The following is a 26613-nucleotide window of genomic DNA, read 5'->3' as shown; positions in this document are numbered from 1 at the left end:
TCCCACGCCCCCGTGTACCGCGACCGCTGTATGCCGAAATCCGCCCGTACGACTGTGGGATGGCCCACTGTTCCGACCGGAGGCTGCCCCGGGGTGCCGACGGGGGCCCGTACCGTTGACGCATGGATCTTCGACTCCCCGGACCGCGACTGCGTGGGGCGCTGCGGCGGAGGCCGCGCCGCACCCTCGCCGCCGCGGCAGCCGTCGTCGTGCTCGCCGGCGCGGGCACCTGGACGGCCACCGCCTCGGACGAAGCGGCGCCGGTGAAGCGCACCGACCAGGCCCTGAACACGGCCGAGGGCGTACGCATCGACACCTCGTACTTCACCTCCGGCTCCGGCGGCCGCCGCCCCGCCGTCCTGCTCGGGCACGGCTTCGGCGGCAGCAAGAACGACGTCCGCGGGCAGGCGGAGGACCTCGCCCGCGACGGCTACGCGGTGCTGACCTGGTCCGCGCGCGGCTTCGGCGAGTCGACCGGCAAGATCGGGCTGAACGACCCCAAGGGCGAGGTCGCCGACGTCTCGAAGCTGATCGACTGGCTCGCCGAGCGGCCCGAGGTCCGACTGGACAAGGACGGCGACCCGCGCGTCGGCGCCGCCGGCGCCTCGTACGGCGGGGCGATCGCGCTGCTGGCCGCCGGCTACGACGACCGGGTCGACGCCCTCGCGCCCTCGATCACGTACTGGAACCTGGCGGACGCCCTCTTCCCCAACGGCGTATTCAAGAAGCTGTGGGCCGGCCTCTTCGTCAACACCGGCGGCGGCTGCGAGAAGTTCGAGCCGCGGCTGTGCGAGATGTACCAGCGGGTCGCCGAGAGGGGGCAGCCGGACGCGGAGGCCGTGAAGCTGCTGGACGAGCGCAGCCCCGAAGCCGTCGGCGACCGCATCAAGGTGCCGACACTGCTGATGCAGGGCCAGACCGACTCCCTCTTCCCCCTCGGCCAGGCCGACGCCGCCGCCGAGGCGATCAAGGCGAACGGCGCCCCCGTGGACGTCGACTGGATCTCCGGCGGCCACGACGGCGGCGACATGGAGACGAGCCGGGTCCAGGCCCGGACGCACGCCTGGTTCGACCGCTATCTCAAGGGCGACAAGGGGGCCGACACCGGCTCCGCGTTCCGCGTCACCCGCACCCTCGGCGCCGGCTCCGGCGACGGTGAGCCCCGCCTCGCCGGTACGACCGACGACACCTACCCGGGCCTGGAGGGCGACCCCACGAAGATCGCCCTCACGGGACGCGAGCAGAGCTTCGAGAACCCGGCCGGCGCCAATCCGCCCGGCATCTCGGCCCTGCCCGGCCTCGGCGCCGTCGGCGGCCTCTCCCAGCTGTCCTCGCTCGGCGTCAGCATCTCCCTCGACTTCCCCGGCCAGTTCGCCGCGTTCGAGTCGAAGCCCGTCGCCGACGACCTCCAGATCACCGGCTCGCCCACGGCGACGGTCCACGTCAGGTCGACCAGCGAGGACGCCGTCCTGTTCGCCAAGGTGTACGACGTCGGCCCGGACGGCAGGTCACAGGTCCTCCCGTCCCAGCTCGTCGAGCCCGTCCGCGTCGAGGGCGCCAAGTCCGGCAAGGACGTGAAGCTCACCCTTCCGGCCATCGACCACGAACTCGACGACGGCCACAGTCTCCGCCTGGTCCTCGCCTCCACCGACCTCGGCTACGCCTCCCCGGCGACCCCCGCGACGTACACCGTCTCCCTCAAGGGCGACCTGGAGGTGCCGACCCCGCTCGGCCGGGCCGACCGCACGGACGTGCTGCCCGCCTGGGTCTGGTACATGCCGATCGGTGGCGCCGTGGTCGCGGCCGTCCTCCTCGTCACCGGCCGCCGCCGGATCGTCCCCCCGGCCCCGGACCCCGCGCTGGCCGAGGTCCCCCTGCAGATCACCGACCTGAGCAAGAAGTACAAGAACGGCGACCGCTACAGCGTCCGCGACCTCTCCTTCCGTGTCGAGAAGGGCCAGGTCCTCGGCCTCCTCGGGCCGAACGGCGCGGGCAAGACGACGACCCTGCGCATGCTCATGGGCCTGATCCAGCCGGACGGCGGCCAGATCCGGGTCTTCGGCCACGCGATCGTGCCGGGCGCCCCGGTGCTCTCCCGGGTCGGCGCCTTCGTCGAAGGCGCGGGCTTCCTCCCCCACCTGTCCGGCCGCGAGAACCTGGAGCTCTACTGGCGGGCCACCGGCCGCCCGGCCGAGGACGCCCACCTCGACGAGGCCCTGGAGATCGCCGGCCTCGGCGACGCCCTGGCCCGCGCCGTCCGCACCTACTCGCAGGGCATGCGCCAGCGCCTGGCCATCGCCCAGGCCATGCTGGGCCTGCCCGACCTGCTGATCCTCGACGAGCCGACGAACGGACTCGACCCGCCACAGATCCGCGAGATGCGCGAGGTCATGATCCGGTACGCGGCGGCCGGCCGTACCGTCATCGTCTCCAGCCACCTGCTGGCCGAGGTCGAGCAGACCTGTACGCACCTGGTCGTCATGGACCACGGGCAGCTCGTCCAGGCGGGCCCCGTGAGCGAGATCGTCGGCTCCGGCGACACCCTGCTGGTCGGCACGTCCGAGCCCGTGGACGAGCCGCTCGTCGAGAAGATCGCCACGCTGCCCGGCGTCGACTCGGCCGTCCGCACCGACGACGGTCTGGTCGTCCGCCTCGGCGCCGACGGCAGTGCCCAGCGCCTGGTCGCCGAACTCGTACGGCTGGAGGTCCCCGTGGAGTCGGTCGGCCCCCACCGCCGCCTCGAAGACGCCTTCCTCACCCTGATCGGAGAGTCCGCATGAGCACGCTGGCCGAGCGTGCCGAGCACGCAGAACCCGGACACCCCGGGCACAAGAACCCCGTCGAGGTCGCCGACGGCTACCGCGCGGGCCGCACCCTGCCCTTCGGGGTCGAGCTGGTCCGCCAGCTGAAGCGGCGCCGCACGATGGTCATGGGCGGCATCCTGTTCGCCCTGCCGCTGGTGCTGCTGATCGCCTTCCAGGTCGGAGGCACGCCCGGCGAGGGCAACAACCGGGTCAACCTGATGGACACGGCGACGGCGTCCGGCGCGAACTTCGCCGCGGTGAACCTCTTCGCCGCGGCGGGCTTCCTCCTCGTCATCCCCGTCGCGCTGTTCTGCGGCGACACGGTCGCCTCGGAGGCCAGCTGGTCCTCCCTGCGCTACCTCCTCGCCGCGCCCGTGCCCCGCGCCCGGCTGCTGTGGTCCAAGCTCGCGGTCGGCCTCACCCTCAGCCTGGCGGCGCTGGTGCTGCTGCCGGTCGTCGCGCTCGTCGTCGGCACGGCCGCGTACGGCTGGGGCCCCCTGGAGCTGCCCACCGGCGGTGAACTCGCCGCGGGCGCCGCCGCCCAGGCACTGGTGATCACCGTGGCGTACATCTTCGTGTCCCAACTGGTCACCGCCGCCATGGCGTTCTGGCTCTCCACGCGGACCGACGCCCCGCTCGGCGCCGTCGGCGGCGCCGTGGGCCTCACCATCGTCGGCAGCGTCCTCGACGAGGTGACCGCCCTCGGCGACTGGCGCCACTTCCTGCCCGCCCACTGGCAGTACGCCTGGATGGACGTCGTCCGTCCGCAGCCCGAGTACACCGACATGATCCAGGGCGTCTCGATTTCCATAACGTACGCCCTGGTGCTGTTCGCCCTGGCCTTCCGGGGTTTCGGCCGCAAGGACGTCGTCTCCTAGGTCAACGGAGGATCACCCACCGGTCTCGACGGGCCCCCGCCGTGGCCCGTTCGAGACGCATCCGCAACTCCCCATAGCGCACATCCGTGCCCCCCGCGCCGTCACAGTCACAACAGCCGCCCACACCAAGGCGGCGGGTGACGCGACCAGGAGGCCCGGATGCACACGTACCGCAGGACGACGACGAGGCCGACGACCCGACGGCGGCTGGGCACCGCACTCCTCGCCCTGGGCACGGCCGGCACGCTGCTCCTCACCGGCTGCGGTGCGAGCGGGGACGGCGGCTCCTCCTCGAAGGGCCGCCAAGCCGACAGCCGCCCCGACGACGGCTTCCCGGCCCCGGCACCCGACGGCACCGGCCCCGGCGAACAACGCGGCGATGAGCCGGACGACGGGTCCCCCGACATCGCCCCGTCCCCCGACCACCTCTCCACCTTCGCCCTCGACGTCGACACCGCCTCCTACGGCTACGCCCGCCGCACTCTGGAGGACGGCGGCCTGCCCGACCCGTCGACGGTCCGCCCCGAGGAATTCGTCAACAGCTTCCGCCAGGACTACGAACGCCCCGACGGCGACGGCTTCTCGGTCACCGTCGACGGCGCCCACACGACCGGCATGGAGTGGTCCCTCGTCCGCGTCGGCCTCGCCACCCGCGCCGCCGAAGGGGACGGCGACCGGCCGCCCGCCGCCCTCACCTTCGTCATCGACGTCTCCGGCTCCATGTCCGAACCGGGACGCCTCGACCTCGCCCAGGAGGCCCTGCGCACGATGACGCTGCGGCTGCGCGACGACGACTCGGTGGCGATCGTGGCCTTCAGCGACGAGGCCGAGACCGTCCTGCCCATGACCCGCGTCGAGGGCAACGTGTCCAAGATCCGCGAGGCCGTCAACAGCCTGGAGCCTACCGAGTCCACCAACCTCGCGGCGGGCGTCGAGACCGGTTACGAGACCGCCGTCGAAGGCCTGCGCAAGGGCGCCACCAACCGCGTCGTGCTTCTCTCCGACGCGCTCGCGAACACCGGCGACACCGACGCCGACACCATCCTCGAACGCATCGCGAGCGAACGCCGCGAACACGGCATCACCCTCTTCGGCGTCGGGGTCGGCAGCGACTACGGCGACGCCCTCATGGAGCAGCTCGCCGACCGGGGCGACGGCCACACCACCTACGTCGCCACCGAGGAGGAGGCCGAGCGGGTCTTCTGCGAGGAACTCCCGCGGAACATCGACCTCACCGCCCGCGACGCCAAGGCCCAGGTCTCCTTCGACCCGGCGACGGTCGAGGAGTTCCGCCTGATCGGCTACGACAACCGTCAGGTCGCCGACGACGACTTCCGTGACGATCGCGTCGACGGCGGCGAGGTCGGCCCCGGCCACACCGTCACCGCCCTCTACGCCGTCCGCGTCAAGAAGGGCACGGAAGGCGGCCACCTCGCCACCGCCACCGTCCGCTGGCTCGACCCCCACAGCCGCACCCCGCACGAGGAGTCGGCCGGCATCGAGGCCTCGGACCTGCACGGCAACCTGTGGGCCGGCTCCCCGTACGGCCTGAGGGTCGCCGCCGTGGCCGCCTACTTCGCCGACTGCCTGCGCCAGGGCGACACGCGCTGGTCCGACCTCCCGGGCCGTCCCTCCCTCGGTGAACTGGGCTCCCGGGCCCAGACCTTGGCGAGGGCCCGCGAGGACAGGGACGTGTACGACCTGGCCGAGGCGATAGAAACGGCGGACGCGCTGCTGGGCTAGGGCAGGGCTAGGGCAGGGCTAGGGCCCTTCTGCCGGAACTCCGTGGGGGAAGGGCCTAGTGTCTGATGCCGGACGAGTGCCTGTCGCTCCGGGCCCCGTCCCCGCACACCGAGGGCAACGCCCGCGCCAGTCCCTCCCCGTGCAGCCGGTCCAGCCGGTGTTCGTACGCCGACCGCAGGGCCGACACCCGCAGCCGGGGCTCGCAGGACACCCCGTCCCGCGCCCCTTCCGTCGCCTGCAGCGCGTTCAGCAACCGAGTGGTGATCCGGTCCAGCACCGGCCGCACCTCCGTCACCAGATCGGGCCGCTCCACGGGCCGCTCCTCCGGATGGGCGTCCCACCGGGCGTAAAGCCCCCGCTGCACCAGCTTGTTCGCCTCGATCTGGTCCCGGAACACGGCGGTCACCTCGTCCGGATCGAGCCCCAGCCCCACCGCCCGCGCCGCCACATCGTCCAGGATCGCCTTCTCCCGCACGGGATCGTCGATCGGCGCGGTCGTGCCGTACTTGGCCGCCGCGACCTTGTCCGCCACGAGCAGCCGCTCGGCGAACAGATTTGTCAGCCCGGTGAGCGACCGGGCGCCCACAACCGTACGAGAGGGAGCGGAGGAGGACTCGGCGGCCGCGGCCGGTACGACACCGGTCAGCACCACGGCGGACGAGACACAGACGGAGACCAGGACGGGCCTGAGGCGAGGGAGGCGCATGATCCACGCCTATCACGCGCCCCCACCCGAGCCCCGGTGTCGGCCGAAACCCTTGAAAATTTCTTACCTACCGGTAAGTTGACTCGCCAGTAATGAAGGAGTCGGCCTCGGGAGCCGTGATGGGCGTACGCAAGGACCTGAACCAGGCGAAGCAGCGCGGCGACCTGATCGACCGGGTCGAGGTCGAGGTCGTCAAAGACGCGCGGGGAGTAGTCCGCGAGGCACGCACACCCGCCCTCGCCCCCCGCCCCACGAGCGGCAGCACCGCCGACCTCCCCTTCGTCAACGCGACGGAGGCCCCGGACGCCGTCGTCCTGCGTCGAGAGGACCGCCACGGCACCTGGCACCCGGTCACCGCCACCGCGTTCGCCCGCGAAGTCACCGCCACCGCCAAGGGGTTGATCGCCGCCGGACTCGAACCGGGCGGCCGTGTCGCGGTGATGTCCCGCACCCGATACGAGTGGACGGTCGTCGACTTCGCCGTCTGGGCGGCCGGCGGCCAGTCCGTGCCGATCTACGCCACGTCCTCGCCGGACCAGATCGAGTGGATCATCCGAGACTCCGGCTCCCGTTTCGTGGTCGTGGAGACCCCCGAGAACGCGGCCGCCGTGGCCACCGCCACCGCCCGCCACTCCCAGCCCCCGCGTGTCTGGCAGCTCACGCCGGCACCAGCCGCCGCCGAGGCGGGCGGCTCGGGCGCCCTCGCCCAACTCGCCGACCTGGGCCGGGGCGTCCCTGACGACGAGGTCACCAAGCGCCGCGCCGGCCTCACCCCCGACACGGCCGCGACCATCTGCTACACCTCCGGCACCACCGGCCGCCCCAAGGGCTGCGTCCTCACCCACGCCAACCTCCACGCCGAGGCCGCCAACACGGTGGAACTGCTCCACCCGGTCTTCATGGCGGTCAGCGGTCAGACCGCCTCCACCCTGCTCTTCCTGCCGCTCGCCCACATCCTCGGCCGTACGATCCAGATCGCCTGCCTGATGGCCCGCATCGAGATCGGCCACTGCCCGAGCATCAAGCCCGACGAACTGCGGCCCGCGCTGAAGAGCTTCCGCCCCACCTTCCTCGTCGGCGTCCCCTACCTCTTCGAGCGGATCCACGCCACCGGCCGTGCCACCGCCGAACGCATCGGCCGCGGCGCCTCCTTCGACCGTGCCCACCGCCTCGGCGTCCGCTTCGCCCGCGCCTGCCTCGACAAGTTCCTGGACCGGGGCCCCGGCCCGACCCCCGGCCTGTACGCCGCCTGGGCCCTGTACGACCTGCTGGTCTACCGCCGGATACGGGGCGAACTCGGCGGCCGGGTGCGCTACGCCATCAGCGGCGGCTCCCCGCTCGACCGCGACCTCAACCTGTTCTTCTACGCCGCCGGGATCATCGTCTACGAGGGCTACGGCCTGACCGAGACCACGGCCGCCGCCACCGTCGTCCCGCCCCTCAAGCCCCGCCCCGGCACCGTCGGCCAGCCCGTTCCCGGCACCGCGATCCGTATCGCCGACGACGGCGAGGTGCTCATCAAGGGGGGCATCGTCTTCGGCACCTACTGGAACAACCCGGTCGCCACCGACGCCGCCCTCACCGACGACTGGTTCGCCACCGGCGACCTCGGCGCGCTCGACGAGGACGGCTACCTCACCATCACCGGCCGCAAGAAGGACATCATCGTCACCTCCGGCGGCAAGAACGTCTCCCCGGCCGTCCTGGAGGACCGGCTGCGCAGCCGCCCCCCGGTCGGGCAGTGCGTGGTGGTCGGCGACAACCGCCCTTACGTCGCCGCTCTGATCACCCTGGACCCTGAGGACGTGTCCCACTGGCTGCACGTGCGCGGCATGTCCCCGAATACCCCGCTCTCCGAGCTCGTACGCGACCCCCGGATGCGCGCCGACGTGCAGAAAGCGGTGGACTACGCCAACCAGGCGGTCTCCCGGGCCGAGTCGATCCGCGAATTCCGTCTGGTGCAAGCCGAGTTCAACGAGGACAACGGCCTGCTCACACCGTCGATGAAAATCAAGCGTCACGCGGTGACGGCGGCGTACGCGGAGGAGATCGAGGCGCTGTACCGCAGCTGACACCCTGCGGACCGGCCGACTGGATCTTCGAGCCGGACGGCGCACCCGCTTTGCGCAGCTGGTGATCTTATGTTCGCATCATCCAGGAAAGGCACTTAAAGGTCATTTGAGTGTCACGATCGAGGGCTGGTCGCTTGTTTGGCGGCTGCCCCAGTTCCTGGGAGGACCTTTGTCTCACCGCTTGCTCCGCTCGGCGGCCACCCTGCTGCTGGCATCCGCACCGCTCTTGGCCGCCGCGCCGGCACAGGCCGCCGCACGGCAGCCGGAACTGCCTTGCGAGTTCGGTGTCGAGAAGATCGACGGCACGGCGACCAGCACGGTCACCCTCAGTATCGACTGTCGGGAGAAGCAGATCGTCGGTATGAGGATCACCGCGAACGGTGTCGAACTGGCCAGTTTGGGACAGGCCGTTGAGGCCGACGTGCAGCAGACGGTTTCCGTCACGGTGCCCAGGGTCCCGCAGGTCTGCATCACGCTGTCGGCCATCGGCCAGAGCACCACCGTCTGCACCCCTGCCGCGGTCACCCTGCCGGCACCCGCCTGAGCGAACAGGCCGCCGCTCGTCCCGCGATCCAACAGGATCCGAGCGGGCGGCGACCGCCTCTCCTTTCCTTCTCGGTATCCCGTGAACTCGGTTGCGCTAAAAGGGGCATAACTCGATTTGTCTCACTCAGTCGGGTGTACCGGAAATCATGCGTTAAGAGAGGCATGTGTTAGCGTCAGTGACGAGTCGGACACGGTCCGTAAGGAGGCCCGTGTGCGTGAAGAAATCGGAGACCTGATGAACAAGCTCAAGAAGGCTGCGGCCGTAGCGGTCATGGTTGGCGGTCTCGGCCTTGCCGGCGGCGGGGTGGCCAGCGCCAACGGCGGCCACGAGTACGACGACCCGTTCCCGTTCGCCGTTGACAACCTGCAGGTCGTCGAGTGCGAGCAGTCGTTCGACGGCGGCCTTGCCTTCGGCGCCGTTCCCACGACCACCGGCGGCGACGTGGAGCAGAACATCGGCAACTTCTGCTCGGCTGTCAACGTCGAGGACTGATGTCAGGCGCTCCTGTGCCTGGGGGCGGCGTCGCCGCCTGATGAAGACCGGTGCCCCGGAGGGTCGACAACCTTCCGGGGCGCGAACGTGAGGTGCCTCCGGTGGGGGGTGAGCAAGGAACACGCCCTTGCTCACCCCCCACCGGAGGCACCTCACGTTATGCCTTGGGACTTGCCGGGAATCAACACACGTTGGTCTGATCTTGATTTTGTCGGCGTCGAAGATCTGGCGACGTCTTCCCGTGTGTCGAAACGGGCGGTTGAGGCTGGGAGATGGAAACCATGGGCTTCCAGGAGTGGGCGGACGTCTTTCACTGCGCGGCTGATGGTCATGGCCGTGGTGGCCACCAGGCGCTCGTGGCCTCGACGTGCGCGGAGCACTTGCTCGCGATGAACCTCCATCGCTGGCGTCAACGAGTCGATGAGCTCGCTGAGCTGTCGGTGGGTCACCCCGGTCAGTTCCGGGTCCTCGGGCGAACGCCGCGTGAGGGAAGTCGGTTTGTCCCTGGACGGTGAGGCCGGTGCGGCTGGTGATCACGGCGAGCGATGGTGGGGAGCATGACTTCATGGATGGTCAGGTGTCTGCCGCGCCAGTGCATTGTGATGTGGAAGAACAGCCGGTGCTCGATCTTGTTCCACTTCGAGGTGCCGGGCGGAAGGTGACACACTGTGATCGCAAGGTCGGTCTCGGCAGCGAGGCCGGCGAGCCGGGTCTTCCAGCCGCGGGCCTGCCACCAGCGCCGGATCGAGGTGACCGTGAACGCCGCGGTGTCGTGATCGGTGCCGACGCCGACCCAGCCGGGTCTCGGTCTGGCCGGGGAAGTCGTGCGTCCTGCCCCTCGCAAGCTGCCCTGCGGGCCGCCATTCGTGCCCGGCGTTCTTGTGGTCGCCGATCAGCTCCTTCTTCTTGCTGTCCACGCTGATCACCGGGTCACCGGCGTCCCTATGGTCTCGTCTCTGCTCATCGAGGTAGCGGAACTGGGCGTTGCTGTCGGGGTATTGAGCGCCCTCGACGGTTTTGGCGTTGGCCCGCAGACTGAAGCCTTCTTCCCGCAGCAGGCCGGCAACCGTGTCGACGGAGACCCGGTGGCCCTGCCAGGTCAGCTCCGCTGCTGGCCTCCGGTTCGACTTCGTCGTCCACCGCAGCGGCGACATCGGATCGCCCCGCTCGTCGGGCTCGACCAACGCAAGCAGGGTCGGCCGCAGCCCCGGATCAAGGCCACAGCCTTTTTCCGGCCCCCACCAGGACGACGGACCGGCCCAACACAGCCTGAGCAGACTCCAGAGCAGCACCGCGCGAGACCCTCCCGAACCCCGGCCGCGGCAGCGACGATCCTGCGCCAAGCCCCAGCGGCAGTGCTTCCGCCCCTATAACCAGCCGACGCTGACGCTCGTCCGGATGCGGCAACAACACCTGGAACTTCGCAGCCAGGACGGCCTCGATCCCCTCCGGTCGCCCCATACCAGAGCGACGCGTCCCGTAGCTGGAAGCCGCGACCTGTTTCCCAGGAAAGTCAACCGTGTCGCCGGTTTCTCGGGTTCGTCTTCAAGGCGAGCCAGGATGGCAACACACCGGAGATGTTGATTTCCACGGCGGCTAAATTTACGACTCGGCTACTCCGCTTGCCGTAAAAACTGTGCATAGCTTAATTGGCCTCACTTCATCCGGCGTGCCTGAAATGGTGCAACAAGAGAAGCTCGTGATACCTTCTGTGACGAGTCGGACACGGTCCGTAAGGAGGTCCGTGTGCGTGAAGAAACCGGAGACGTGATGATCAAGCTCAAGAAGACTGCAGCCGTAGTTGCCATGGTCGGCGGTCTCGGCCTCACCGGCAGCGGCGTTGCCAGCGCCAACGAATACGACGGCCCGTTCGCCGTCGACAACCTGCAGGTCGTGAAGTGCGAGCAGGCGTTCGACGCCGGAACTGCTTTCGTTGCCAGCCCCGTGCTCCCCGTCGGCGGCGGGGATGTCGAGCAGAACATCGGAAACTTCTGCTCGGCGGTCAACATCGAGGACTGAACCGACGTGCGGCGGGGAAGCGGGTCTCGCGCCTTCGGTGCGAAATTCGTCGCTCCCATGCTTGTCACGTGGGACGCCCTGAGCGATCCGGCTGTTCCGGATCGAAGGGGGCGGCGGCAGTAATTCGCGGAACAGGAGATGTCGAGACGTAGGAAGCACTCGACATCTCCTTTGCCGTTATGTAGGGAGCCACGACGTTCTAGTGGCCGTGAACCAACCCATGGAGTTGCGCGTGCACGGGTTCAAGAAGATCATGCTGGTGACCACCGCCATCAGCAGTATCGGCCTGGCGGGGAGCGGGGTCGCTCAGGCTCACGATGCCGGCGACGACCAGCCCGCCGATGCCGCCATCGAAAACGCACAGTTTTTGAACTGTGAACAACGGTTCACTTCCAACGCCCTGATCGAGGTAAATGCGCCGGTCAGCGTCTTCGGCGACAGCATTACAAACATCGGTAACTTCTGCACGCAGGTCGCTCAAGGTGCCGGCAACGGCTGATCCTTGAGGGCTTGAGGCGGATCGAGGACTGATTGCTTCGGGTCTCTCCGCGCTGTGCAGGCATAGATCCGATACGTCAGCGGCCATCCTGTCGATGGCCGCTGACATTTTCATAATATCAAGGCTTTCGTCTTTCAGGCCCGGAGAAGTGGCGCGTTCACTGCATACTATCCGAACGGTGAAATTCACATCAGTGAGGGGCTATTCGGGTGAAGCTTGATGGCTACTCATCCGTAAGGCGGATGCTTGCTTGCTTCGAGGTTTACTTTTGAGGCGGCATCGATTCCATTCTTCTGCCGAAGGGTAATTCGAGCCGAACCGTGCCTCGGAGGGGACATGACTGATGTAATTATTCTGCCGCGTTGTCCGGAGACAGGGAAGGCGTCGTTCCGTACTGAATCCGAGGCGAGAACCTGGCTGGTCAGGCAGCCGCTTCTGGAAAGGATTCCGGATCGTATCTACCGGTGCTATGAATGCCGGTACTGGCACTTCACCGGATCTCATCACTGGACCAGTCGAAAAATTGGATGGCGGCGAAACTACGGCAGGCGTGAAATCGCTTCCCGGCGTAATGGTGGGAAGAGGAAAAAGACTTGACCGCTGCGTCGGCCGGATCTTCCCACATCGATCAGAAAGACGAAAAGATTGCGAAAGAACCTGAGCAGGGGAATGATCGTGACCGCCGCTGCGACGAGTGTGCTGTCCATGTACGCCGTCCCGGCCTTCGCGGACTCGGCCTCCGAGGACCTTCCCGGGGGCTCTCCGCGTCTGTCCGACACGCCTGCTGCCCTGCCCGGCGAGAGTATCCGCGAAGCCCTGGAAAAGGTTCCAGGCCATAACAGAGGGCACGGCGAAGGCAGCGGGTACGGCGACGGCTATGGCTCCGGCTATGGCGACGACACCGGTTACGGCGAGGACTACGGCGGTTACGGCGAGGACTACGGCTACGGCGGCTACGGCGACACACCGCCTGTGAAGCCCCCCACTACGCCGCCGGCGTCGCCGCCCACCACGCCCCCGGTGACGTCACCGCCTGCACCGGGACCCCCGGTGACGTCACCGCCTGCACCGGGACCCCCGGTGACGTCACCGCCCGCATCGGCGCCCCCAGCCTCCCCACCCAGCACCCCGTCGTGGACACCACCGGCCTCACCCCCGAAGCAACCGCCCTCCCTACCCGAGACCGGTGCCAACGAGCAGGTGCTGGCAGCGTCGGGCATCGCCGCGCTGCTGTTGACGAGCGGTGCCATCTTGTACCGGCGAGGACGAGTCGCGTCCGGTCGTTAGCGCTCCGCCAGGTGCCGGAGGAAGCGCCTCCGGCGCCTGGCCTTCCTGGTCGACGGTGTGTCCTTCAGGGTGCGACGGCGTGCCCCCGACCCACCGGTGCGGGGATCACTCGGGCGGGCGGGGCGGCGGTGCGCAGTCGGTGGCGTACTCCTTGTACGAGCGTTGTCGCCGTAAAGGTCGCTCCGTGGACGAAGCGCATGGCGGGGCCGAAGCTGGAGGCCGTCAACAGACCTGCCAGGAACAGACCGCGGCACGAGGACTCGAAGTCCCGTCCGACAGCGGGGGAGCCGTCGGCTGTCGTCGTCAGGCTCGCGCGCAATTCGGCGGAGAGCAGATCGAGCCGGTCCAGGGTCGCGCGGAACCCCGTGGCCGCGATCACGTGCTCGCTATCCACGGAGCTCAGCTCCCCAGCCCGGCTCACCGTCTCCAGCCGTACGCCGCCCGGCACCGCACGGGCCGCGACGACCTCGCGGCCGAGCATCGTCTCCACCACCCGCTCGACCCGGTCCCGCACCCACCAGGCACCCGCCGGCCCCAGTGCCGTTGCCACGATACGGGTGCGGGTCGCCTCGGGGCGGCGATGGAAGAGGTCCGGACGCTCGGCGTAGAACCAGTTGCGCCAGCCGCAGCCGAGGCCGCTGTGCGGGCTGCGGGCCGACTGCCACCACGGGCGCTGCAGCGGCGGCGGCACGTCGTTCCAACGCAGCCGTTGCGCCCGCGCCAGCAGCCGTACACGAGTGCCCTGTTCGGCGAGGAGGGCCGCTGTCTCCAGCGCTGCTTGGCCGCCGCCGATCACCGTGACGTCCATGCCGCGGAAGCGGCCGAGGTCACGGTGGTGGCTGCTGTGCGTGACGAGTCCTGGGTGCAGGCCGCGCAGAGGGGAAGGCATCTGCGTGAAGGGCATGACGCCGACGGCCAGTGCCACCGTCCGAGCGCGCAGCACCTCTCCGTCCTCGGTGACCGCTTCGAAACCGACCGGCCCGGCCGCCACCCGGCTCACCATGCGCTCGTCCACCGGGGGCACGGCGTTGCGCGCGAACCACAGGCCGTACTCGGCGAATGTCTCCACCGGGATCGGCTCCGCGTGCAGCGCGGTGAGCCCCGAGTCCGCGCAGTACGCGTCCAGGCGCCAACGACCGTCAGGGGCGGCGAGGTTGGAGGCCCAAGGCTCGGACTTCAGGTACATGCCGCGCGCCATGTGGTCCCGCCAGGACGCCATGGGACGCCCGAGGACGCGCAGGTCGAGCCCGGCGGCCGCGGCGTGCGATGCGATGGACAGGCCATATGGGCCGGCGCCCACCACCAGCAAGTCGTACATCAGCAACTGCTCGCTTTCTCGTCGTCGGTGAGGGGTGGTGCGGCCGCCTGGTGGACCACGCGTGCCGGTGCGGGTGCAGGCGGGGCCGCGCGCAGCCGCTCCCGAAGTCGGCGGGATACATGGCGGCACCACAGGGACCGCATCGCCCGGCCTGGAGCAGGGTCGTCCGGGGTGTGCCAGGCCAGTTCGCGTCCGCGCGGCGCGGGCCGCAGCGCAGCGAACGGTGCGTAGTTCTCCACCACGAAGGACCGCCCCAGGAGCGGTGCGGCCTCCCGCAGGGGACGGTGCGTCAGGTCGAGATGCAGGGCGCGTACGACGTCCAGTCCGGCGGAGTCGGAGAAGAGCCGGAACTGGGCGCCGGGGCGCGGGTTGAAGTCGAGCAGGTGATAGAGGCCCGTCGTGCCGCAGAGGCGGAAGTCGAGGTCGAAGATGCCGCGGTAGCCGAGATCGCGGGTGAGCCGCTCGGCGAGCGCCTGCACCTGTGGGTTGGCCGTCCAGCGGCCGACGGTGGTCAGGCCCGCCCTGCGTGGCCACGCACGCTGCTTGCGGCCCGGTCCGCCCGCCCGCACAACACCGGAACAGTCGGCGTATCCGTGGAAGAACCAGTCGCGGTTCGGACCCGGCGGCAGATACGCCTGCAGCAGCAGCGGGCTGCCGGCCTCCTCGGTGCGCAGATACAGCTCCCGGGCCTGCTGAGCGGAGTTCACCAGGACCGTGCTGTGCAGCCCGCTGCCGGGGGGCACCAGCCAGGGGCGGCTCCACTTCGCCACCAGCGGAAGTCCCAGCCGCCAGGTGGCGTGAGCGGCCTGCGCCGGGCTGTCCGGGACCAGGGTCACCGGGTGCGCGATGTCCAAGGAGGCGCACACGGAAACCAGAGCGGCCTTGTCGGCGACGCGTTCGGGCAGTGCGCCATGTCCGGCGGGCAGCAGATAGGACGGCGAAAGTTCCTCTCGCATGCGGCTCACGGCCACCGCGCTCGCGTCGTCCATCGGGACCAGGACGGCGGGGCGCGCGATCCGGGTGGCCACCCGGCGCAGCGCGGCGGCGACCTCGCGGGGCGATGACCCGGGTGGCGGTGGGGGATGCATTTCCCGTAGGAAACGCGATCTGGCTACGGGACTTCCCGCGGATTCGGCGACCACATGCACCTCCACTCCCGCTCTGCCGAGCGAACGCACGGCGCCCAGCGTTCCATGGTGAAAGGGATTCCGGTCGATCCGCAGCAGAACGGCGGGGACGCGGGTGTCGAGCAGTTGCACGGTCTTCACTCCTTCGGATCGGTTCACTCGTGCGGGCGAGCGAGGCACTCGAAAGCCGTAGCGGTAGTGGCGTTGTGTCATTTCATGTGAATGACTTCAATGACTGAGTGTCAGGAACAGAAGGCGATACGGAAGTAAAACAGCGACAGCGGAAACGCCAGGTAGAAGACAGCAGGAGAGCGGAGAAAGGAGCAGGCATGGTTCTACAGCGGTGTCGAGCCCGGACCAGACGGCTGGCGGTCGTCGCGGCCGTGGTCGCCGTTTCGGCCGCGGTGGTCTCCGGTACCGGCTTCGCAGCGGGGATGGGGCCCTTCGCCGGCCCTCCCGCTCCGTCGGCGGCCACCACGACGCCATCGGTTTCAACGTTGCCCGCGGTGGCCCCATCGGTGGTGCCGCAGGCATCCGCGATCACCCCGGACCTCACCGACCCGCCCGTCACGGAGCCGTCGAAACCGGCCCCGACGAATCCTTCCGTAGCGCCGTCGACCTCGGCGCCCGGCGGTGAGCGCCCCGCCTTCGGCGCCTTCCTCGACTCCGGGGTCCGGGGCGTGTACGCCATGACGAAACTCAGCAGGTGGCTGGGTGGCGCGGAGTTGCGCGTCGGGCACACCTATCTGCCGGGAGACCGTTGGAGCAACATCGAGGGCACCCGCGGCTTCCTCGAGGGGTGGGCGCGCTGGCGCACGGCGAAGGACGACCGGATCTTCGTCCTCAACGTGCCCATGCAGGAGCGCAACGAGGAGGGTGTCTCCGACGCCGAGGTCAGGTTGCTGCTGCGGCAGGGCGCGGCCGGGCACTTCGATCACCACTTCCGCGCACTCGCCGAGCAGCTGGTCGCGTTGAAGGTGCCGGACACGGTACTGGTGCTCGGCTGGGAGATGAACGGCACGACCTACACCCATCGCTGTGGCCCCGACCCGCAGGCGTGGAAGACGTACTGGAACAGGATCGTCACCACCATGCGTTCGGTGCCGGGCCAGGAATTCCGGTTCGACTTCACACCGAGCCGGGGACGCGACGCCGTGCCCTGGACGCAGTGCTACCCGGGGGACGACACGGTCGACATCATCGGCATGGACTCGTACGACCAGCCGCGAGGAGTTTCCTTCGACGAACAGGTGAAAGAGCCGTACGGACTTCAAGCACAAGTGGACTTCGCGAAATCCCATAACAAGCCCATTTCCTATCCTGAATGGGGGCTCTTCCGTAACGGCGACAACGCCGAATACATGCGGCGGATGCTCGACTGGATCGATGTGCACAAGCCGCTGTACAACACGCTGACCGACTACTGTCCGCACGGGGTCTGGCAGTGCATGGCCAATCCCAAATCGTCGCTGATCTACCGGTCCGCACTCTTCGGCCGCGTCGACGAACCGACGACTTCGCCCACGCCGTCCGTGCCCACCGCACCGTTGCTCCCTACGGGCTGCTCGCCGCTGAATCTCGGAGACTGGGCCGAGCGCTGGCTCGGCGGGAGGCTCTGCCTGCGTCTCGACTGGTGGTCGCGGGCCCGATAACGGCCACCGGCGGCGGGGCCATCGCGGGTCCTGCCGCCACTGGCCCGCTCACGGAAGCGACGCAGCAACGCCTTGCCCCGCCGCCGCGCGGCGACGTCGCCGGCCACCGCGGCCATCAGTGGGGCCGTGTGCCGCTGGGCCAGTAGCAGCCGCCGGTTGATGACGGGTTCGGGGCGCCAGTGGTGTTTGTAGGGCTCGTCGCCGCGCAGCAGGCTCAGCGTGCGCAGTCCGCTGTTCCCCGCGTGCTGAGTGCAGGCGTCGAGGAGCATCACCGCCACGTCCGCCTTGCGTTCCCGCAAGCGTGGGTGGGCGCCGTACAGGTAGCCGCCCGCGAGCCGCCGCGACAGCAGTGTCAGGTCCACGGCCACCACGTCGCCGTCGAGCCGGAACTCGGTGACCACCGCGTCGCCGGAACTCACCATCGGCCCCACGGAGCGCACCAGGTGTTCGCAGAAGCGTGTCTGCAGGTGCTCCGGCGTCACGCTCCGGCCCTGCCACTGCAGCCGGTGAAGTTCGAGCAGCCGCTGAAGCGCCGCGCCCACCCCCTCCGGTGGTACGACGTGCCGCTCCACGCCGAGCGACCTCAGCTTGCGCAGCTTGGCGCGGATCCTCTGGGCCTTGCCGGACGCCAGCCGGGACACCAGTTCGTCCATGGGCACGGCGGGCAGCTCCAGGCACAGCGAGTCCTGGAGCCGCAGGCGCGGCCCGCTCCAGCGCTCGTAGACGTGCTCGACCGCTCCGCCAGGCCGCACCTCGCGGAAGTCGATGAGCGCGGTGCGGGCGGCGGCCGACAGAGCCTCGGCGAGCATGGCGGCCGGCCGGTCCGCGCGCTCGTCGTCGATGAGGACGTCTCCGTAGTCGGAGATCGCTCCGCCGAGCGGTACGAGCCTGGGCACCGGGCCGCGTCGGAGCATCAGGGGCGCGGCGGCCACGAGTTCCCCACCCTCGCGCACGAGCACGAGCCGCAGCCGGCCGGGCGTGCCGTACGAGAGCCACCATGAGTGCAGCCAGGCGTGGTTCTGGAACGGGGTCGCCGTGCCGCACCGCTCGTACAGTCGCCCCCACTCCGGGGCCACTTCGGCGAAGGCACGGGCGTCGGTGACGAGTTCCGTCGTGTACGCCGCCGTCACAGCTGTCCATGTACGTCGGCAGCGGTGGCCGGGCCGGGCACCGCCGCAGGGCGGGCGGTGTCGTCGCTTTCCGTTCGCTTCGGCCGCACGAGCAGCGCCAGGCCGCCCAGCAGGCCGCCCGCGCTCGTGCCGACCAGACCGGTCACCATCGGTGACGGGGACGTCGGCTCGGCCGGCCGCACCGCCGGTGAGAACTGGACGAGTTCGACGTGGGTGCTGCCCTTGGTCTTGTTCGCGTGGCGGGTCAGCGCGCGGGTGACGGCGTTGGCCATGCCGGAGGCGAGGCCGGGGCGTGGGGAAGTGGCCGAGACGGCGATCATCGGCGCGTCCGGCGAGGTGGCGGCCCGCACGTTCCGCCGCAGCGTGCGTGCCGACACGCCCGCCGACGACTGCGCGTCCCCGAGCACCGCGAGCTGCGTGGCGGCACGGCCGTATGCCTGTGCGAAGCCGAGAGCGGAGGCCGGGTCGGAATTCTTGGTGGGTACGGCGACGACATAGCTGGTCGCCGTGTATGTCGGGGCCTTGAGCGTGCCGTAGGCACCGCCGAGCAGGCCGCCTACGAGCGTGCCGGTCGCGAGCAGCAACCAGGGCAGCATGAGGCCGGTGCGGCCCGGTTGGCCGGACCGCCGGCGGAATCGAGTGGGCTTGTCGGTCATGACGAACTGGCTTCCTGGGGTGAGGGGGGCATTGAGTTGCACACCGCTGCCGTGTACACGTCCATGAGCCGTGCAGCGCTGTGGGCGATGCTGTAGTGGTGCGCGGCCTCCGCGGCCGTACGGGACTGAGGGCCGGCCGCGCGCACCGCGGTGATGGCATGGGCGTAGGCCTCGGGGCCGCCACGCACGCGTAGGGCACCGGTGGCGGCCTCCGATGGGAGGTCCTCGATCGCCGGGCAGGATGTGTAGAGCACCGGCAGGCCGGACGCCAGGGCCTCCACGACCGACAGCCCGAAGGCCTCCTCGGAGGACGGTGAGGCGAGCAGGTCCATGGCGAACATGAGCGAGGGCACGTCGGGGCCGGGGGAGGCGTCGGGAACGTCGGGGCGCTCGCCGGTGAACAGGACGCGGTCGGCCACGCCTGCCTCGTGGGCCGTACGGCGCAGGATGCTCTCCTCTGGGCCGCCACCGACCAGCACCAGCCAGTGGTCGTCCGGAAGGCGGGCCATCGCCCGGATGAGGACGTCGAAGCGCTTGCCCGCGGTGAGGCGGCCGATCCCGCCGACGACGTAGGCGTCCTCCGGCAGTCCGAGGCGTCGGCGGGTGCGGTGACGCCGGGACGCGTCGAAGTGGAAACGGGCCAGGTCGATCCCGTTGGGAACGACCTCGATGCGAGGGGAGGGCACGCCCCAGCGTTCGAGACGGTCGGCGACCGCGGGGGAGACGGCGACCGTGGCGGAGCCGAGGCGCTCACTGGCCAGGTAGAGCGCGCGGACGCCCGCCGTCAGTTTCCGGCCTTCCATCTGGGAGTCACCGAGGGAATGTTCGGTGGCGACCACGGCCCTGACGCCGGCGAGTCGGGCGGCCAACCGGCCGTAGACACAGGCGCGATAGAGGTGGGTGTGGACCAGGTCGTAGCCACCGGTGCGGATCAGGCGGGTCAGGCGGGGGAGCGCGGAGAGGTCGTGGTTGGCGCCCATACCGAGGTGGTGCACGCGGACTCCGTCGGCAGCGAGCCCGTCGGCGACGGCGCCCGGGTTGGTGAGGGCGACCACCTCGCAGTGGACGGTGAGGTGCCGCAGCAGCAGGCGGAGCTGCAGTTCGGCGCCGCCGACGCCGAGACCGGTGATGATGTGCAGCGCTTTCATGTCACATACCCTCCACGCGGCGCCGGCGCAGCCGGTGCAGCCGGTGCTTGAGGTGCAGCCGCCAGGCTGTGTCGTTCTGACCGATGTGCAGACGGGGGAGGGCGTGCGGGCCGGTCAGCGGGCCCGGGTCAATGGCGCAGGCGTAGGTGTATCCGGCTTCGCGTACGGCGGCGACGGCACGGCGGTCGATCGTGCCGTACGGGTAGCAGAAGCCGTCGACCGGAGCACCGATCAGCTCCGTCAGCAGTGCCCTGCTGCCAGCGACCTCGGCCGTCAAGGTGGCGTCGTCGGCCCTGGTGAGATCGACGTGCGTCAGCCCGTGCGAACCGATCTCCACGCCCGCGTCGGCAGCCTGCCGGACGCCGTCCGCGGAGATCAGCGGCTTGCGGGGGCCGAGCGGGTCCCAGGCGTTGACGCCCCCGAGCCGGGCGGGCAGGACGAAGAGGGTGGCACCGCAGTTCCAGTGGCGCAACGCCGGCAGAGCGTTGGCCAGGAAGTCGGCGTATCCGTCGTCGAAGGTGAGACCGACCAGGCGCCGCCCTTTGCCCCGGGCGCGGGCGGCGACCAGTTCGCGCAGGGACACGCCGCGCAGCCGGTGCCGGCACAGCCAGGCCAGCTGCTGCTCCAGCCGCTCGGGCGTGACCGTGATGCGGTACGGGTCGTCGGAGCAGTCGCCCACGGAGTGGTACATCGCCACCCAGGGGACGGGACGGGGGCGCCCGGCGGGGCGTCTGCCCGTGCCGACGGATTCAACTGGAACGGCCATGCCTCAGCCTCCGCGTGACGGCACCTACGGAATGGAGCGCGGATGTGCGGCCCTGGGCGTCCAGGGCCAGTCCGAGCAGGAGGAAAACGGCGGTCACGGTCACGCAGCCGACCGTGAAACCCAGCACCGGGGACCCCGGCGCGCTGGAGGTGAACGCCCCCGCCGCCGTGGCGAGCGCCGCCGCCCGCAGCGGCTTGCCCAGATCGGACAGCACATCTCGGGTGCGGATGGGGACCCCGCGTTGCCCGCCGTGTTGCGCGGCACGACGTCGGGCCGCGGTCCAGGTCGAGGAAACCAACGAGCTCGGTCCCGCGGATTTTCCCGCTCGCGGTGCGCTGTCGTCACGCGCGCGCCCGTCACGCCTCCGCGCGAGGCCGGCGAACAGCAGTGCGGCCGTGACGGTGATGCCGGCGGCGTTGGCGGCGGCGATCGCCAACACGCCCCAGGTGTCCACGGTTGCCACCCCGATCCAGGTGGTTGCGACGACACCCGTGGTCATGGCACCGATCGGGTACCAGGTGGGCCGCCCGGCAGAGAAGTAGGTGCGGATCAGTACCCCCACCAGGGTCTGGCCGAGGAGCCCGAGGGCGTACACGCGCAGGACCCCCGCCGTCACCACCGTGTCCTGCCCGGTGAAGGCTCCCCGCTGGAACAGGATCTCGATGATCTGCGGCGCGCAGGCGACCACCGTGGCCGCGCCGAAGAGCACCAGTCGGCAAGCCAGGGCCAGGTCCCGCTCCACGCGGGCGCGAGCCCGGTCGGTGTCGCCGTCGGCGAGCGCCTGCGCGATCACCGGGAAGGTGACGGTGCACAGCATCAGCGACAGCGTCATCGGGATCTGGGCCACCTTCTGCGCGTAGTTGAGGTGGGAGATGGCCCCGGCGGGGAGGGTGGAGGCGAGGAAGCGTTCGATCAGGACCTGGGACTGGCGGCACATGGCGAAGATGAGAACGCTGCTGATCAGGGCGAGGTTCAGCGGGCGTACATCGACGCCGCTGCCGGAAGCGGCTGAGCGTCGAGTCCTCAGCAGACGCAGCAGGGAGGGCATCTGGGCCGCGACCATGAGGCAGCCGCCCATCGCCACACCGGCCGCCGCCGATCGCACGCCCCAGCTCTCGCCGAGCAGGAACATCGCGGTGATGATGCCGGTGTTGTACGCCACGTAGATCGTGGCGGGAGCCAGGAAGCGACGGTGCGCCCGCAGAGCCGCGCTGCAGTACCCGGCGAGCCCGAAGCTCAGAACGCAGGTCGCCGTCAGCCGGGTGCAGTCGGCGGCGAGGTCGGGGTCGGGGAGGCCGGGCGCCAGAGCCTCGACCAGATAGGGGGCTCCTACGATGATCAGCGCGGATACGGCGACGAAGCCGAGGGACAGGCGGGGCAGGGTGCCGGTGACGAGGGAGCGGACCGGGTCGCCGGAGACGCCCTGGGCGCGCCGGGCCAGGGCCAGGCTGAAGGCCGGGATCATCGCGAAGGCCAGACCGTCCTCGATGAGGAGCGTGGCGGCGAACTCCGGTACGGTCCACGCGACCAGAAAGGCGTCCGTCTCGATGCCCGCCCCGAAGAGCTGGGCCAGTGCCTGGTCCCGCACCAGACCGAGCAGCGCCCCGGCGACCGACAGCGACGCCGTGATCAGAGTGGCCCTCGCGATGAACGTCCCGGTGGCCGCAGAGGAGTCGGTACCGGCCACGTCCTGCGTGGCCGCCCGTGCCGCGGGCACGGCCGCCGCGTCGGTCCCGCAACCGGGCGCACGCGGAGTCTGCGGCGGTGTCATGGACATCGTGTCACGCTCTCTGGCGCGTTCGCGAGTACCGGAACCGCCGGGGCGACCTGCGCCTTGTCGTTCCCGGCCAGCGCCCACCACGCCACCATCCCGAGGGCCACGGCGGCCAGCACGGTGGAGGGGCCGCCGATGTCGGCGTACGCGAAGTCGGTGAGCTGCCAGACCAGCAGTCCGCAGGCGACCAGCCCGCAGTCGAGGCCATGCGGCCCCGACGCGCGTGCCCGCACGGTCGCCCGCAGCGCACACACCAGCAGCGCCAGCCAGCTCCCGGCGAACGCCATCAGCCCGAGCAGGCCCTGTTCGCTCAGCACCAGCAGGTACATGCTGTGCGGTGACAGCAGCGGTTGCTTCCGGTACGCGGCCCCCGCGCCGTCGGTGTCGCTGCTCGACGACAGCGTCAGCGAGGCGTACGCGTCCCGGTACTCGGGGAACCCTTTCAACCCGACGCCGGTCAGGGAGTGTTCGCGCCACATGTCGGTCGCGGCCGCCCACATCGTGTACCGGTCGGCGACGGACTGGTCGGGGGCGTCGGCGACCTGTGTGATGCTGTCGATCCGCTCCTCCAGCAGCGCCGTGCCGACACCGAGACCGCCCACCAGGACCACACCGGCCGCGACTACGGCCGCGGCCACCGTGAGCGCGCGCCGCAACCCGGCCAGGACCAGCTGCACCGTGCAGGTCACAGCCGTCGCGATCCACGCGCCCCGGCTGAAGGACAGCGCGAGCGGCAGCAGCAGGGCCAGCGCGCACGCGAGGGCGACTGCCCGTTCCCGTACGGACGGCCGCCCGAGCGCGAGGGCGAACGCGCACACGAGGCCGACGCCGACCACCGTTGCCATCCCCATCACGTCCTGTGGCCCGAACGTGCCGACGGCCCGGACTGGCTCACCCTGGAAGGAGGCGCCGGTCCGGGTGACGTACTGGTGCACTCCGACGGCCCCCTGCCAGCCCGCGAGCCCCACGAACGACCAGGCCAGTAGCCGGAAGTCGCCCTGGTCGCGGATCAACAGCAGGACCGCCGCCGGGACGAGCACGAAGATCTGCAGATACCGGCCCATGCCGGTGATCCCGGCCTCGGACGAGTATGCCCCCAGGGCAGAGACGACCAGCCCGAGCACTGGCATGCCCAGCACCACGGCGGCCGTAAGTGGCAAGGGGCGTCGCCGGTGGCGCACGAGGCGGACCACGCAGAAGAGCACCAGGAATCCGGACATCGCGTCGGCCGGACCCGGGCCGGCCTCGCTACTCGGGTCGAGCGGCAGCGCCAGCAGGGCGAGCACGGCCACCACGGGAAGGATCGGCGTCAGGACGGTGCCCCGGCGCACGAGCGGCGTCACTGCGAGGCTCATGCGCTCAGCTTCCGGTCGGACGCGTGAGCGTGCCCACGGTGCGCAACAGAATGCACACGTCCTGCCACAGCGACCAGTTGTCGATGTAGACGTTGTCGAACCGGAAGCGGTCCTCGATGGACGTGTCGCCGCGCAGTCCATGGATCTGGGCGAGGCCGGTGATGCCGGTTCGCATCCGGTGGCGAGCCCTGTAGCCGGGATGGGACTCGCTGAACTGTGCGACGAAGTAGGGGCGCTCGGGCCGAGGTCCGACCAGACTCATGTCGCCCCGCAGCACGTTCCACAGCTGGAGGAGCTCATCGAGCGAGGTGCGCCGCAGCATGCGGCAGAACCCGCGCATCTCGTGTTCGTTCGCCACGCTCCACCGGGTCGCGGCCTCGTGCTCGTCGAGGGGACGGTGGGTGCGGAACTTCAGCAGCGTGAACGGCTTTCCGTCCTTGCCGATGCGCTCCTGCCGGAACACCACCCCCGGTCCGTCGCTGATCCGCAGCGCCACCGCGCACACCAGCAGCAGAGGGCTGACCAGCAGCAGCAGCGTCGCCGACACGAGGACGTCGAGCGCCCGCTTCCCCGCGCTGGCGAGTGGCGTCGCGGACCTCTCCAGAAGCCGACAGGAGAACCCGGCCAGTCGGTCCTTCGTCGCGTACGACGGAGAGTTCGCGTCCACCTCCCACACCACGCAGCCCCACTCGGCCATCGCGCTCAGCAGCGGTCCGTGCTGGGCCCGTACGGAGGGGTCGACGGCCAGCACCACCCGAACGCCGTTCTGGACGACCGCCCTCGTGACCTCGTCACCGGTGGTCAGAACCGGCAGGCCCCCGCCGTCCTGCCGTTCGGCCACAATCCCCACCGGCCGTACCCCGCACCGTGGGTGGCGCAGCACGGCGGCGGCCACGCGCTGCGCGGTCGCCGCCGGGCCGATGACGAGCGCGGTGCTGGGGTTGCGCAGCAGCGTGGCGCGGCACCATGCGTGCACGGTGCCGCGTAGCGCGCAGCTCGCCGCCGCCTGCACGGCGAAGCCCACCAGCAGGGTGCGGGCGGACAGTGCGTGGTCCGGCCGGTACGCCGCCACCAGCGCGGCGAGTGTCAGCCAGGCCACCGCTGTCCGGCCGCAGATGGCGGGCAGTTCGTCGAGGACGCCCGGTACTTGCGGGCGGGTGCGATGCGGGCGCAGCAGCAGAAACGCGGCCAGCAGGGCCAAGGGAAGCGGGCGGAGCTGAGTCCCGGCCAGTGTCAGGGCACCCAGCAGGGCGGCCGTGCCGTCCGCGACGAGCAGGGGTACCGGCGACGCCGATCCCACGGGCCGCCGCCTGCCGGCGGGGGGCGGAGCACTCGGGACGGCACCGCGCGACGGCATGACCGAGACGGGCGAGAATCCGTGTTCCCGGGGCTGTGTGGCAGGGGAGGAGATGGTGCTGTCCGCGGTCACGAGTGGGTGGACTCCCTATGCTGCGGGGGTGCGACGCGGGGATCGGGTCGCACGCCGATCAGATGGCGGTAGACGTCCGAAACCGCCTCGGCGGTGTGCCGCACGTCGTGCGAGGACAGGACGTACTGGAGCCCCTGGCGGCCGAGCGATGCGCGCAGCGGCGCGTCGAGCAGAAGGTCGGCAACGGCCCCGGCCAGCGCCGCCGGGTTCTCGGGCGGGACCAGGCAGTGGGGTGCGAGGGAGGGAGGCAGGCTCTCGCGGGCACCGTCGACTTCTGTGGCCACCACCGGCCGGCCGCAGGCCATCGCCTCCAGCGGGGCCAGCGCCATGCCCTCCCAACGGGACGGCAGGACGACGAGATCCGCGGCCTGGTACCACGGGACGACGTCGGCGACGGCGCCCGTGAAAAGCACGGATTTCGGCGCGCGCGCCCGCAGCCGGTCGCGGTCCGGCCCGTCGCCGACCAGGACGAGACGCGCGCCCGGCACCCTGCGGGCGACGGTACTCCACGCCCTCAGCAGAACGGCCTGGCCCTTCTGCCGGCACAACCGCCCCACACAGACCACGAGCGGCGCGGCGGGATCGACCTCGCGCAATGGCCTCAGCCCGGCTCGTACGGTATCGACGGGCGCGGGGTGGAAGCGTTGCAGGTCGACGCCGTTGGGGATGACGCTCCACCGTCCGCTGATCCCGGCGTGCAGGCCGGTCAAGCGCTCCGCCTCGCTCACGCACACCACCTGGGAGGCCCAACGCACCCCCCACCGTTCCCAGGCCCGCGCGAGCGCCGAGGCCGCCCCGCCGGTGGCCTCGAACGACCAGGCGTGCGGCTGGAACACGGTGGGAATCCTCCCTCGGACGGCGAGCCGCCCGGCGAGCCCGGCTTTCGCGCTGTGCGTGTGCACCAGATGGGGGCGCACTTCATCGATCACACGTGCGAGATGGCGCACCTCCCGGACGAGCGACGGACCCGGTGACCGTGTCGCGTGCCAGTGCCGTACGTCCGCCCCCAGTTGCCGGAGCGCTGTGGTGAGCGCCCCGTCGGGGCAAGCCACCGTGACGGCCAGGCCGGCGGTGAGCTGCGCCCGCACCAGGTCCGTCACGACGCGGGCCACCCCGCCGTCCACGGGCTGGGTGAGGTGAAGGACCCGCGACCGGGGGTCAGTTGATGACGTGTGCATGCGCGATGTCCTCGCTCAGTGACGCTCGGGACG

21 protein-coding genes and 2 pseudogenes are annotated in these 26613 nt (G+C 70.4%); 10 read left to right on the top strand and 13 right to left on the bottom strand.

What is annotated here, in order from left to right; translation table 11 throughout:
* Window positions 1-122 precede the first annotated feature (122 nt).
* From ACFY9I_RS03795 to ACFY9I_RS03785, 3 genes are all read left to right on the top strand, one after another.
* A complete protein-coding gene (locus ACFY9I_RS03795) occupies window positions 123-2780 on the top strand; it encodes an alpha/beta fold hydrolase (RefSeq protein ID WP_390996209.1) in 2658 nt (885 codons plus the stop codon).
* The gene (locus ACFY9I_RS03790; protein ID WP_390996206.1) at window positions 2777-3682 is read left to right on the top strand and encodes an ABC transporter permease; all 906 of its coding nucleotides are present in this window, start codon (window positions 2777-2779) and stop codon (window positions 3680-3682) included. The genes ACFY9I_RS03795 and ACFY9I_RS03790 overlap by 4 nt, the downstream gene beginning before the upstream one ends.
* Window positions 3683-3841: 159 nt before the next feature.
* The gene (locus ACFY9I_RS03785) at window positions 3842-5425 is read left to right on the top strand and encodes a von Willebrand factor type A domain-containing protein (RefSeq protein ID WP_390996203.1); all 1584 of its coding nucleotides are present in this window, start codon (window positions 3842-3844) and stop codon (window positions 5423-5425) included.
* Between the two features lie 55 nt (window positions 5426-5480).
* Here the strand turns inward: ACFY9I_RS03785 and ACFY9I_RS03780 are convergent, their stop codons facing one another.
* A complete protein-coding gene (locus ACFY9I_RS03780) occupies window positions 5481-6131 on the bottom strand; it encodes a chorismate mutase (protein ID WP_390996200.1) in 651 nt (216 codons plus the stop codon).
* Window positions 6132-6250: 119 nt separating this feature from the next.
* Here ACFY9I_RS03780 and ACFY9I_RS03775 point away from each other — a divergent pair, with 119 nt between their 5' ends.
* The 3 genes from ACFY9I_RS03775 (at window position 6251) to ACFY9I_RS03765 (ending at window position 9242) form a co-directional block, all read left to right on the top strand.
* The gene (locus ACFY9I_RS03775; protein ID WP_390996198.1) at window positions 6251-8203 is read left to right on the top strand and encodes an AMP-binding protein; all 1953 of its coding nucleotides are present in this window, start codon (window positions 6251-6253) and stop codon (window positions 8201-8203) included.
* 169 nt (window positions 8204-8372) lie between these two features.
* Complete coding sequence (locus ACFY9I_RS03770; RefSeq protein WP_390996195.1) at window positions 8373-8747, top strand: hypothetical protein; 375 nt, start codon at window positions 8373-8375, stop codon at window positions 8745-8747.
* Window positions 8748-8984: 237 nt separating this feature from the next.
* A complete protein-coding gene (locus ACFY9I_RS03765) occupies window positions 8985-9242 on the top strand; it encodes a hypothetical protein (RefSeq protein WP_390996192.1) in 258 nt (85 codons plus the stop codon).
* Window positions 9243-9734: 492 nt separating this feature from the next.
* Here the strand turns inward: ACFY9I_RS03765 and ACFY9I_RS03760 are convergent.
* A pseudogene (locus ACFY9I_RS03760) lies at window positions 9735-10703 on the bottom strand (ISAzo13 family transposase); the annotation flags it as partial.
* Window positions 10704-10988: 285 nt separating this feature from the next.
* Between ACFY9I_RS03760 and ACFY9I_RS03755 the strand changes: the two are divergent.
* A complete protein-coding gene (locus tag ACFY9I_RS03755) occupies window positions 10989-11261 on the top strand; it encodes a hypothetical protein (protein ID WP_390996190.1) in 273 nt (90 codons plus the stop codon).
* 232 nt (window positions 11262-11493) lie between these two features.
* Window positions 11494-11760: a hypothetical protein gene (locus ACFY9I_RS03750; protein ID WP_390996188.1), complete on the top strand. Its 267-nt coding sequence runs from the start codon at window positions 11494-11496 to the stop codon at window positions 11758-11760.
* Window positions 11761-12299: 539 nt separating this feature from the next.
* On the opposite strand, the gene ACFY9I_RS03745 is transcribed toward ACFY9I_RS03750, so the two are convergent.
* Complete coding sequence (locus tag ACFY9I_RS03745; protein ID WP_390997055.1) at window positions 12300-12467, bottom strand: hypothetical protein; 168 nt, start codon at window positions 12465-12467, stop codon at window positions 12300-12302.
* On the opposite strand from ACFY9I_RS03745, the gene ACFY9I_RS03740 reads away from it, so the two are divergent.
* Window positions 12430-13047 carry an LPXTG cell wall anchor domain-containing protein gene (locus ACFY9I_RS03740; protein WP_390996185.1) on the top strand — a complete coding sequence of 206 codons (618 nt, stop codon included), beginning with the start codon at window positions 12430-12432 and terminating at the stop codon, window positions 13045-13047. The two genes, ACFY9I_RS03745 and ACFY9I_RS03740, sit on opposite strands and share 38 nt — an antisense overlap.
* 64 nt (window positions 13048-13111) lie before the next feature.
* Here the strand turns inward: ACFY9I_RS03740 and ACFY9I_RS03735 are convergent, their stop codons facing one another.
* Window positions 13112-14365, bottom strand: coding sequence for an NAD(P)-binding domain-containing protein (locus ACFY9I_RS03735; protein WP_390996182.1), 1254 nt, complete (start codon window positions 14363-14365; stop codon window positions 13112-13114).
* Complete coding sequence (locus ACFY9I_RS03730) at window positions 14365-15624, bottom strand: ATP-grasp domain-containing protein (RefSeq protein ID WP_390996179.1); 1260 nt, start codon at window positions 15622-15624, stop codon at window positions 14365-14367. Before ACFY9I_RS03730 ends, ACFY9I_RS03735 begins: the two co-directional genes overlap by 1 nt.
* 197 nt (window positions 15625-15821) lie before the next feature.
* On the opposite strand from ACFY9I_RS03730, the gene ACFY9I_RS03725 reads away from it, so the two are divergent.
* Entirely contained in the window at window positions 15822-17144 is a 1323-nt protein-coding gene (locus tag ACFY9I_RS03725) for a glycosyl hydrolase (protein WP_390996176.1), read from the top strand.
* Window positions 17145-17176: 32 nt separating this feature from the next.
* Here the strand turns inward: ACFY9I_RS03725 and ACFY9I_RS03720 are convergent.
* The 8 genes and pseudogenes from ACFY9I_RS03720 to ACFY9I_RS03685 form a co-directional block, all read right to left on the bottom strand.
* Window positions 17177-18274: pseudogene (locus ACFY9I_RS03720) on the bottom strand (GNAT family N-acetyltransferase); the annotation flags it as partial.
* Window positions 18271-18930, bottom strand: coding sequence for a lipopolysaccharide biosynthesis protein (locus tag ACFY9I_RS03715; protein ID WP_390996174.1), 660 nt, complete (start codon window positions 18928-18930; stop codon window positions 18271-18273). The pseudogene ACFY9I_RS03720 and the gene ACFY9I_RS03715, both read right to left, overlap by 4 nt.
* Window positions 18927-20078 (bottom strand): glycosyltransferase, encoded by a 1152-nt coding sequence (locus tag ACFY9I_RS03710; RefSeq protein WP_390996171.1) that lies wholly within the window; start codon window positions 20076-20078, stop codon window positions 18927-18929. The genes ACFY9I_RS03715 and ACFY9I_RS03710 overlap by 4 nt, the downstream gene beginning before the upstream one ends.
* A 1-nt stretch (window position 20079) precedes the next feature.
* Complete coding sequence (locus tag ACFY9I_RS03705; protein ID WP_390996169.1) at window positions 20080-20844, bottom strand: polysaccharide deacetylase family protein; 765 nt, start codon at window positions 20842-20844, stop codon at window positions 20080-20082.
* On the bottom strand, window positions 20828-22621 hold the full coding sequence (locus ACFY9I_RS03700; RefSeq protein WP_390996167.1) for a lipid II flippase MurJ: 1794 nt from the start codon (window positions 22619-22621) through the stop codon (window positions 20828-20830). Before ACFY9I_RS03700 ends, ACFY9I_RS03705 begins: the two co-directional genes overlap by 17 nt.
* Window positions 22612-23973, bottom strand: a complete 1362-nt coding sequence (locus ACFY9I_RS03695; protein WP_390996164.1) for an O-antigen ligase family protein — start codon at window positions 23971-23973, stop codon at window positions 22612-22614. The genes ACFY9I_RS03700 and ACFY9I_RS03695 overlap by 10 nt, the downstream gene beginning before the upstream one ends.
* A 4-nt stretch (window positions 23974-23977) precedes the next feature.
* On the bottom strand, window positions 23978-25402 hold the full coding sequence (locus tag ACFY9I_RS03690; protein WP_390996161.1) for an exopolysaccharide biosynthesis polyprenyl glycosylphosphotransferase: 1425 nt from the start codon (window positions 25400-25402) through the stop codon (window positions 23978-23980).
* Window positions 25399-26580 (bottom strand): glycosyltransferase, encoded by a 1182-nt coding sequence (locus tag ACFY9I_RS03685; RefSeq protein ID WP_390996158.1) that lies wholly within the window; start codon window positions 26578-26580, stop codon window positions 25399-25401. Before ACFY9I_RS03685 ends, ACFY9I_RS03690 begins: the two co-directional genes overlap by 4 nt.
* Window positions 26581-26613 lie beyond the last annotated feature (33 nt).

This window comes from Streptomyces sp. NPDC012510, assembly GCF_042955065.1.
Taxonomy (GTDB): Bacteria; Actinomycetota; Actinomycetes; order Streptomycetales; family Streptomycetaceae; genus Streptomyces.
The sequence above is the reverse complement of the archived record's forward strand: the minus strand, read 5'-3'. Positions and strand labels throughout refer to the sequence as shown.

Coding starts and splice junctions, on each gene's coding strand:
- ACFY9I_RS03700 (WP_390996167.1), bottom strand. CDS start 22,621: ATGTCCATGACACCGCCGCAGACTCCGCGTGCGCCCGGTTGCGGGACC.
- ACFY9I_RS03790 (WP_390996206.1), top strand. CDS start 2,777: ATGAGCACGCTGGCCGAGCGTGCCGAGCACGCAGAACCCGGACACCCC.
- ACFY9I_RS03695 (WP_390996164.1), bottom strand. CDS start 23,973: ATGAGCCTCGCAGTGACGCCGCTCGTGCGCCGGGGCACCGTCCTGACG.
- ACFY9I_RS03735 (WP_390996182.1), bottom strand. CDS start 14,365: ATGTACGACTTGCTGGTGGTGGGCGCCGGCCCATATGGCCTGTCCATC.
- ACFY9I_RS03725 (WP_390996176.1), top strand. CDS start 15,822: ATGGTTCTACAGCGGTGTCGAGCCCGGACCAGACGGCTGGCGGTCGTC.
- ACFY9I_RS03795 (WP_390996209.1), top strand. CDS start 123: ATGGATCTTCGACTCCCCGGACCGCGACTGCGTGGGGCGCTGCGGCGG.
- ACFY9I_RS03775 (WP_390996198.1), top strand. CDS start 6,251: ATGGGCGTACGCAAGGACCTGAACCAGGCGAAGCAGCGCGGCGACCTG.
- ACFY9I_RS03715 (WP_390996174.1), bottom strand. CDS start 18,930: ATGACCGACAAGCCCACTCGATTCCGCCGGCGGTCCGGCCAACCGGGC.
- ACFY9I_RS03705 (WP_390996169.1), bottom strand. CDS start 20,844: ATGGCCGTTCCAGTTGAATCCGTCGGCACGGGCAGACGCCCCGCCGGG.
- ACFY9I_RS03780 (WP_390996200.1), bottom strand. CDS start 6,131: ATGCGCCTCCCTCGCCTCAGGCCCGTCCTGGTCTCCGTCTGTGTCTCG.
- ACFY9I_RS03710 (WP_390996171.1), bottom strand. CDS start 20,078: ATGAAAGCGCTGCACATCATCACCGGTCTCGGCGTCGGCGGCGCCGAA.
- ACFY9I_RS03765 (WP_390996192.1), top strand. CDS start 8,985: ATGAACAAGCTCAAGAAGGCTGCGGCCGTAGCGGTCATGGTTGGCGGT.
- ACFY9I_RS03685 (WP_390996158.1), bottom strand. CDS start 26,580: ATGCACACGTCATCAACTGACCCCCGGTCGCGGGTCCTTCACCTCACC.
- ACFY9I_RS03745 (WP_390997055.1), bottom strand. CDS start 12,467: ATGGACAGCACACTCGTCGCAGCGGCGGTCACGATCATTCCCCTGCTC.
- ACFY9I_RS03740 (WP_390996185.1), top strand. CDS start 12,430: ATGATCGTGACCGCCGCTGCGACGAGTGTGCTGTCCATGTACGCCGTC.
- ACFY9I_RS03785 (WP_390996203.1), top strand. CDS start 3,842: ATGCACACGTACCGCAGGACGACGACGAGGCCGACGACCCGACGGCGG.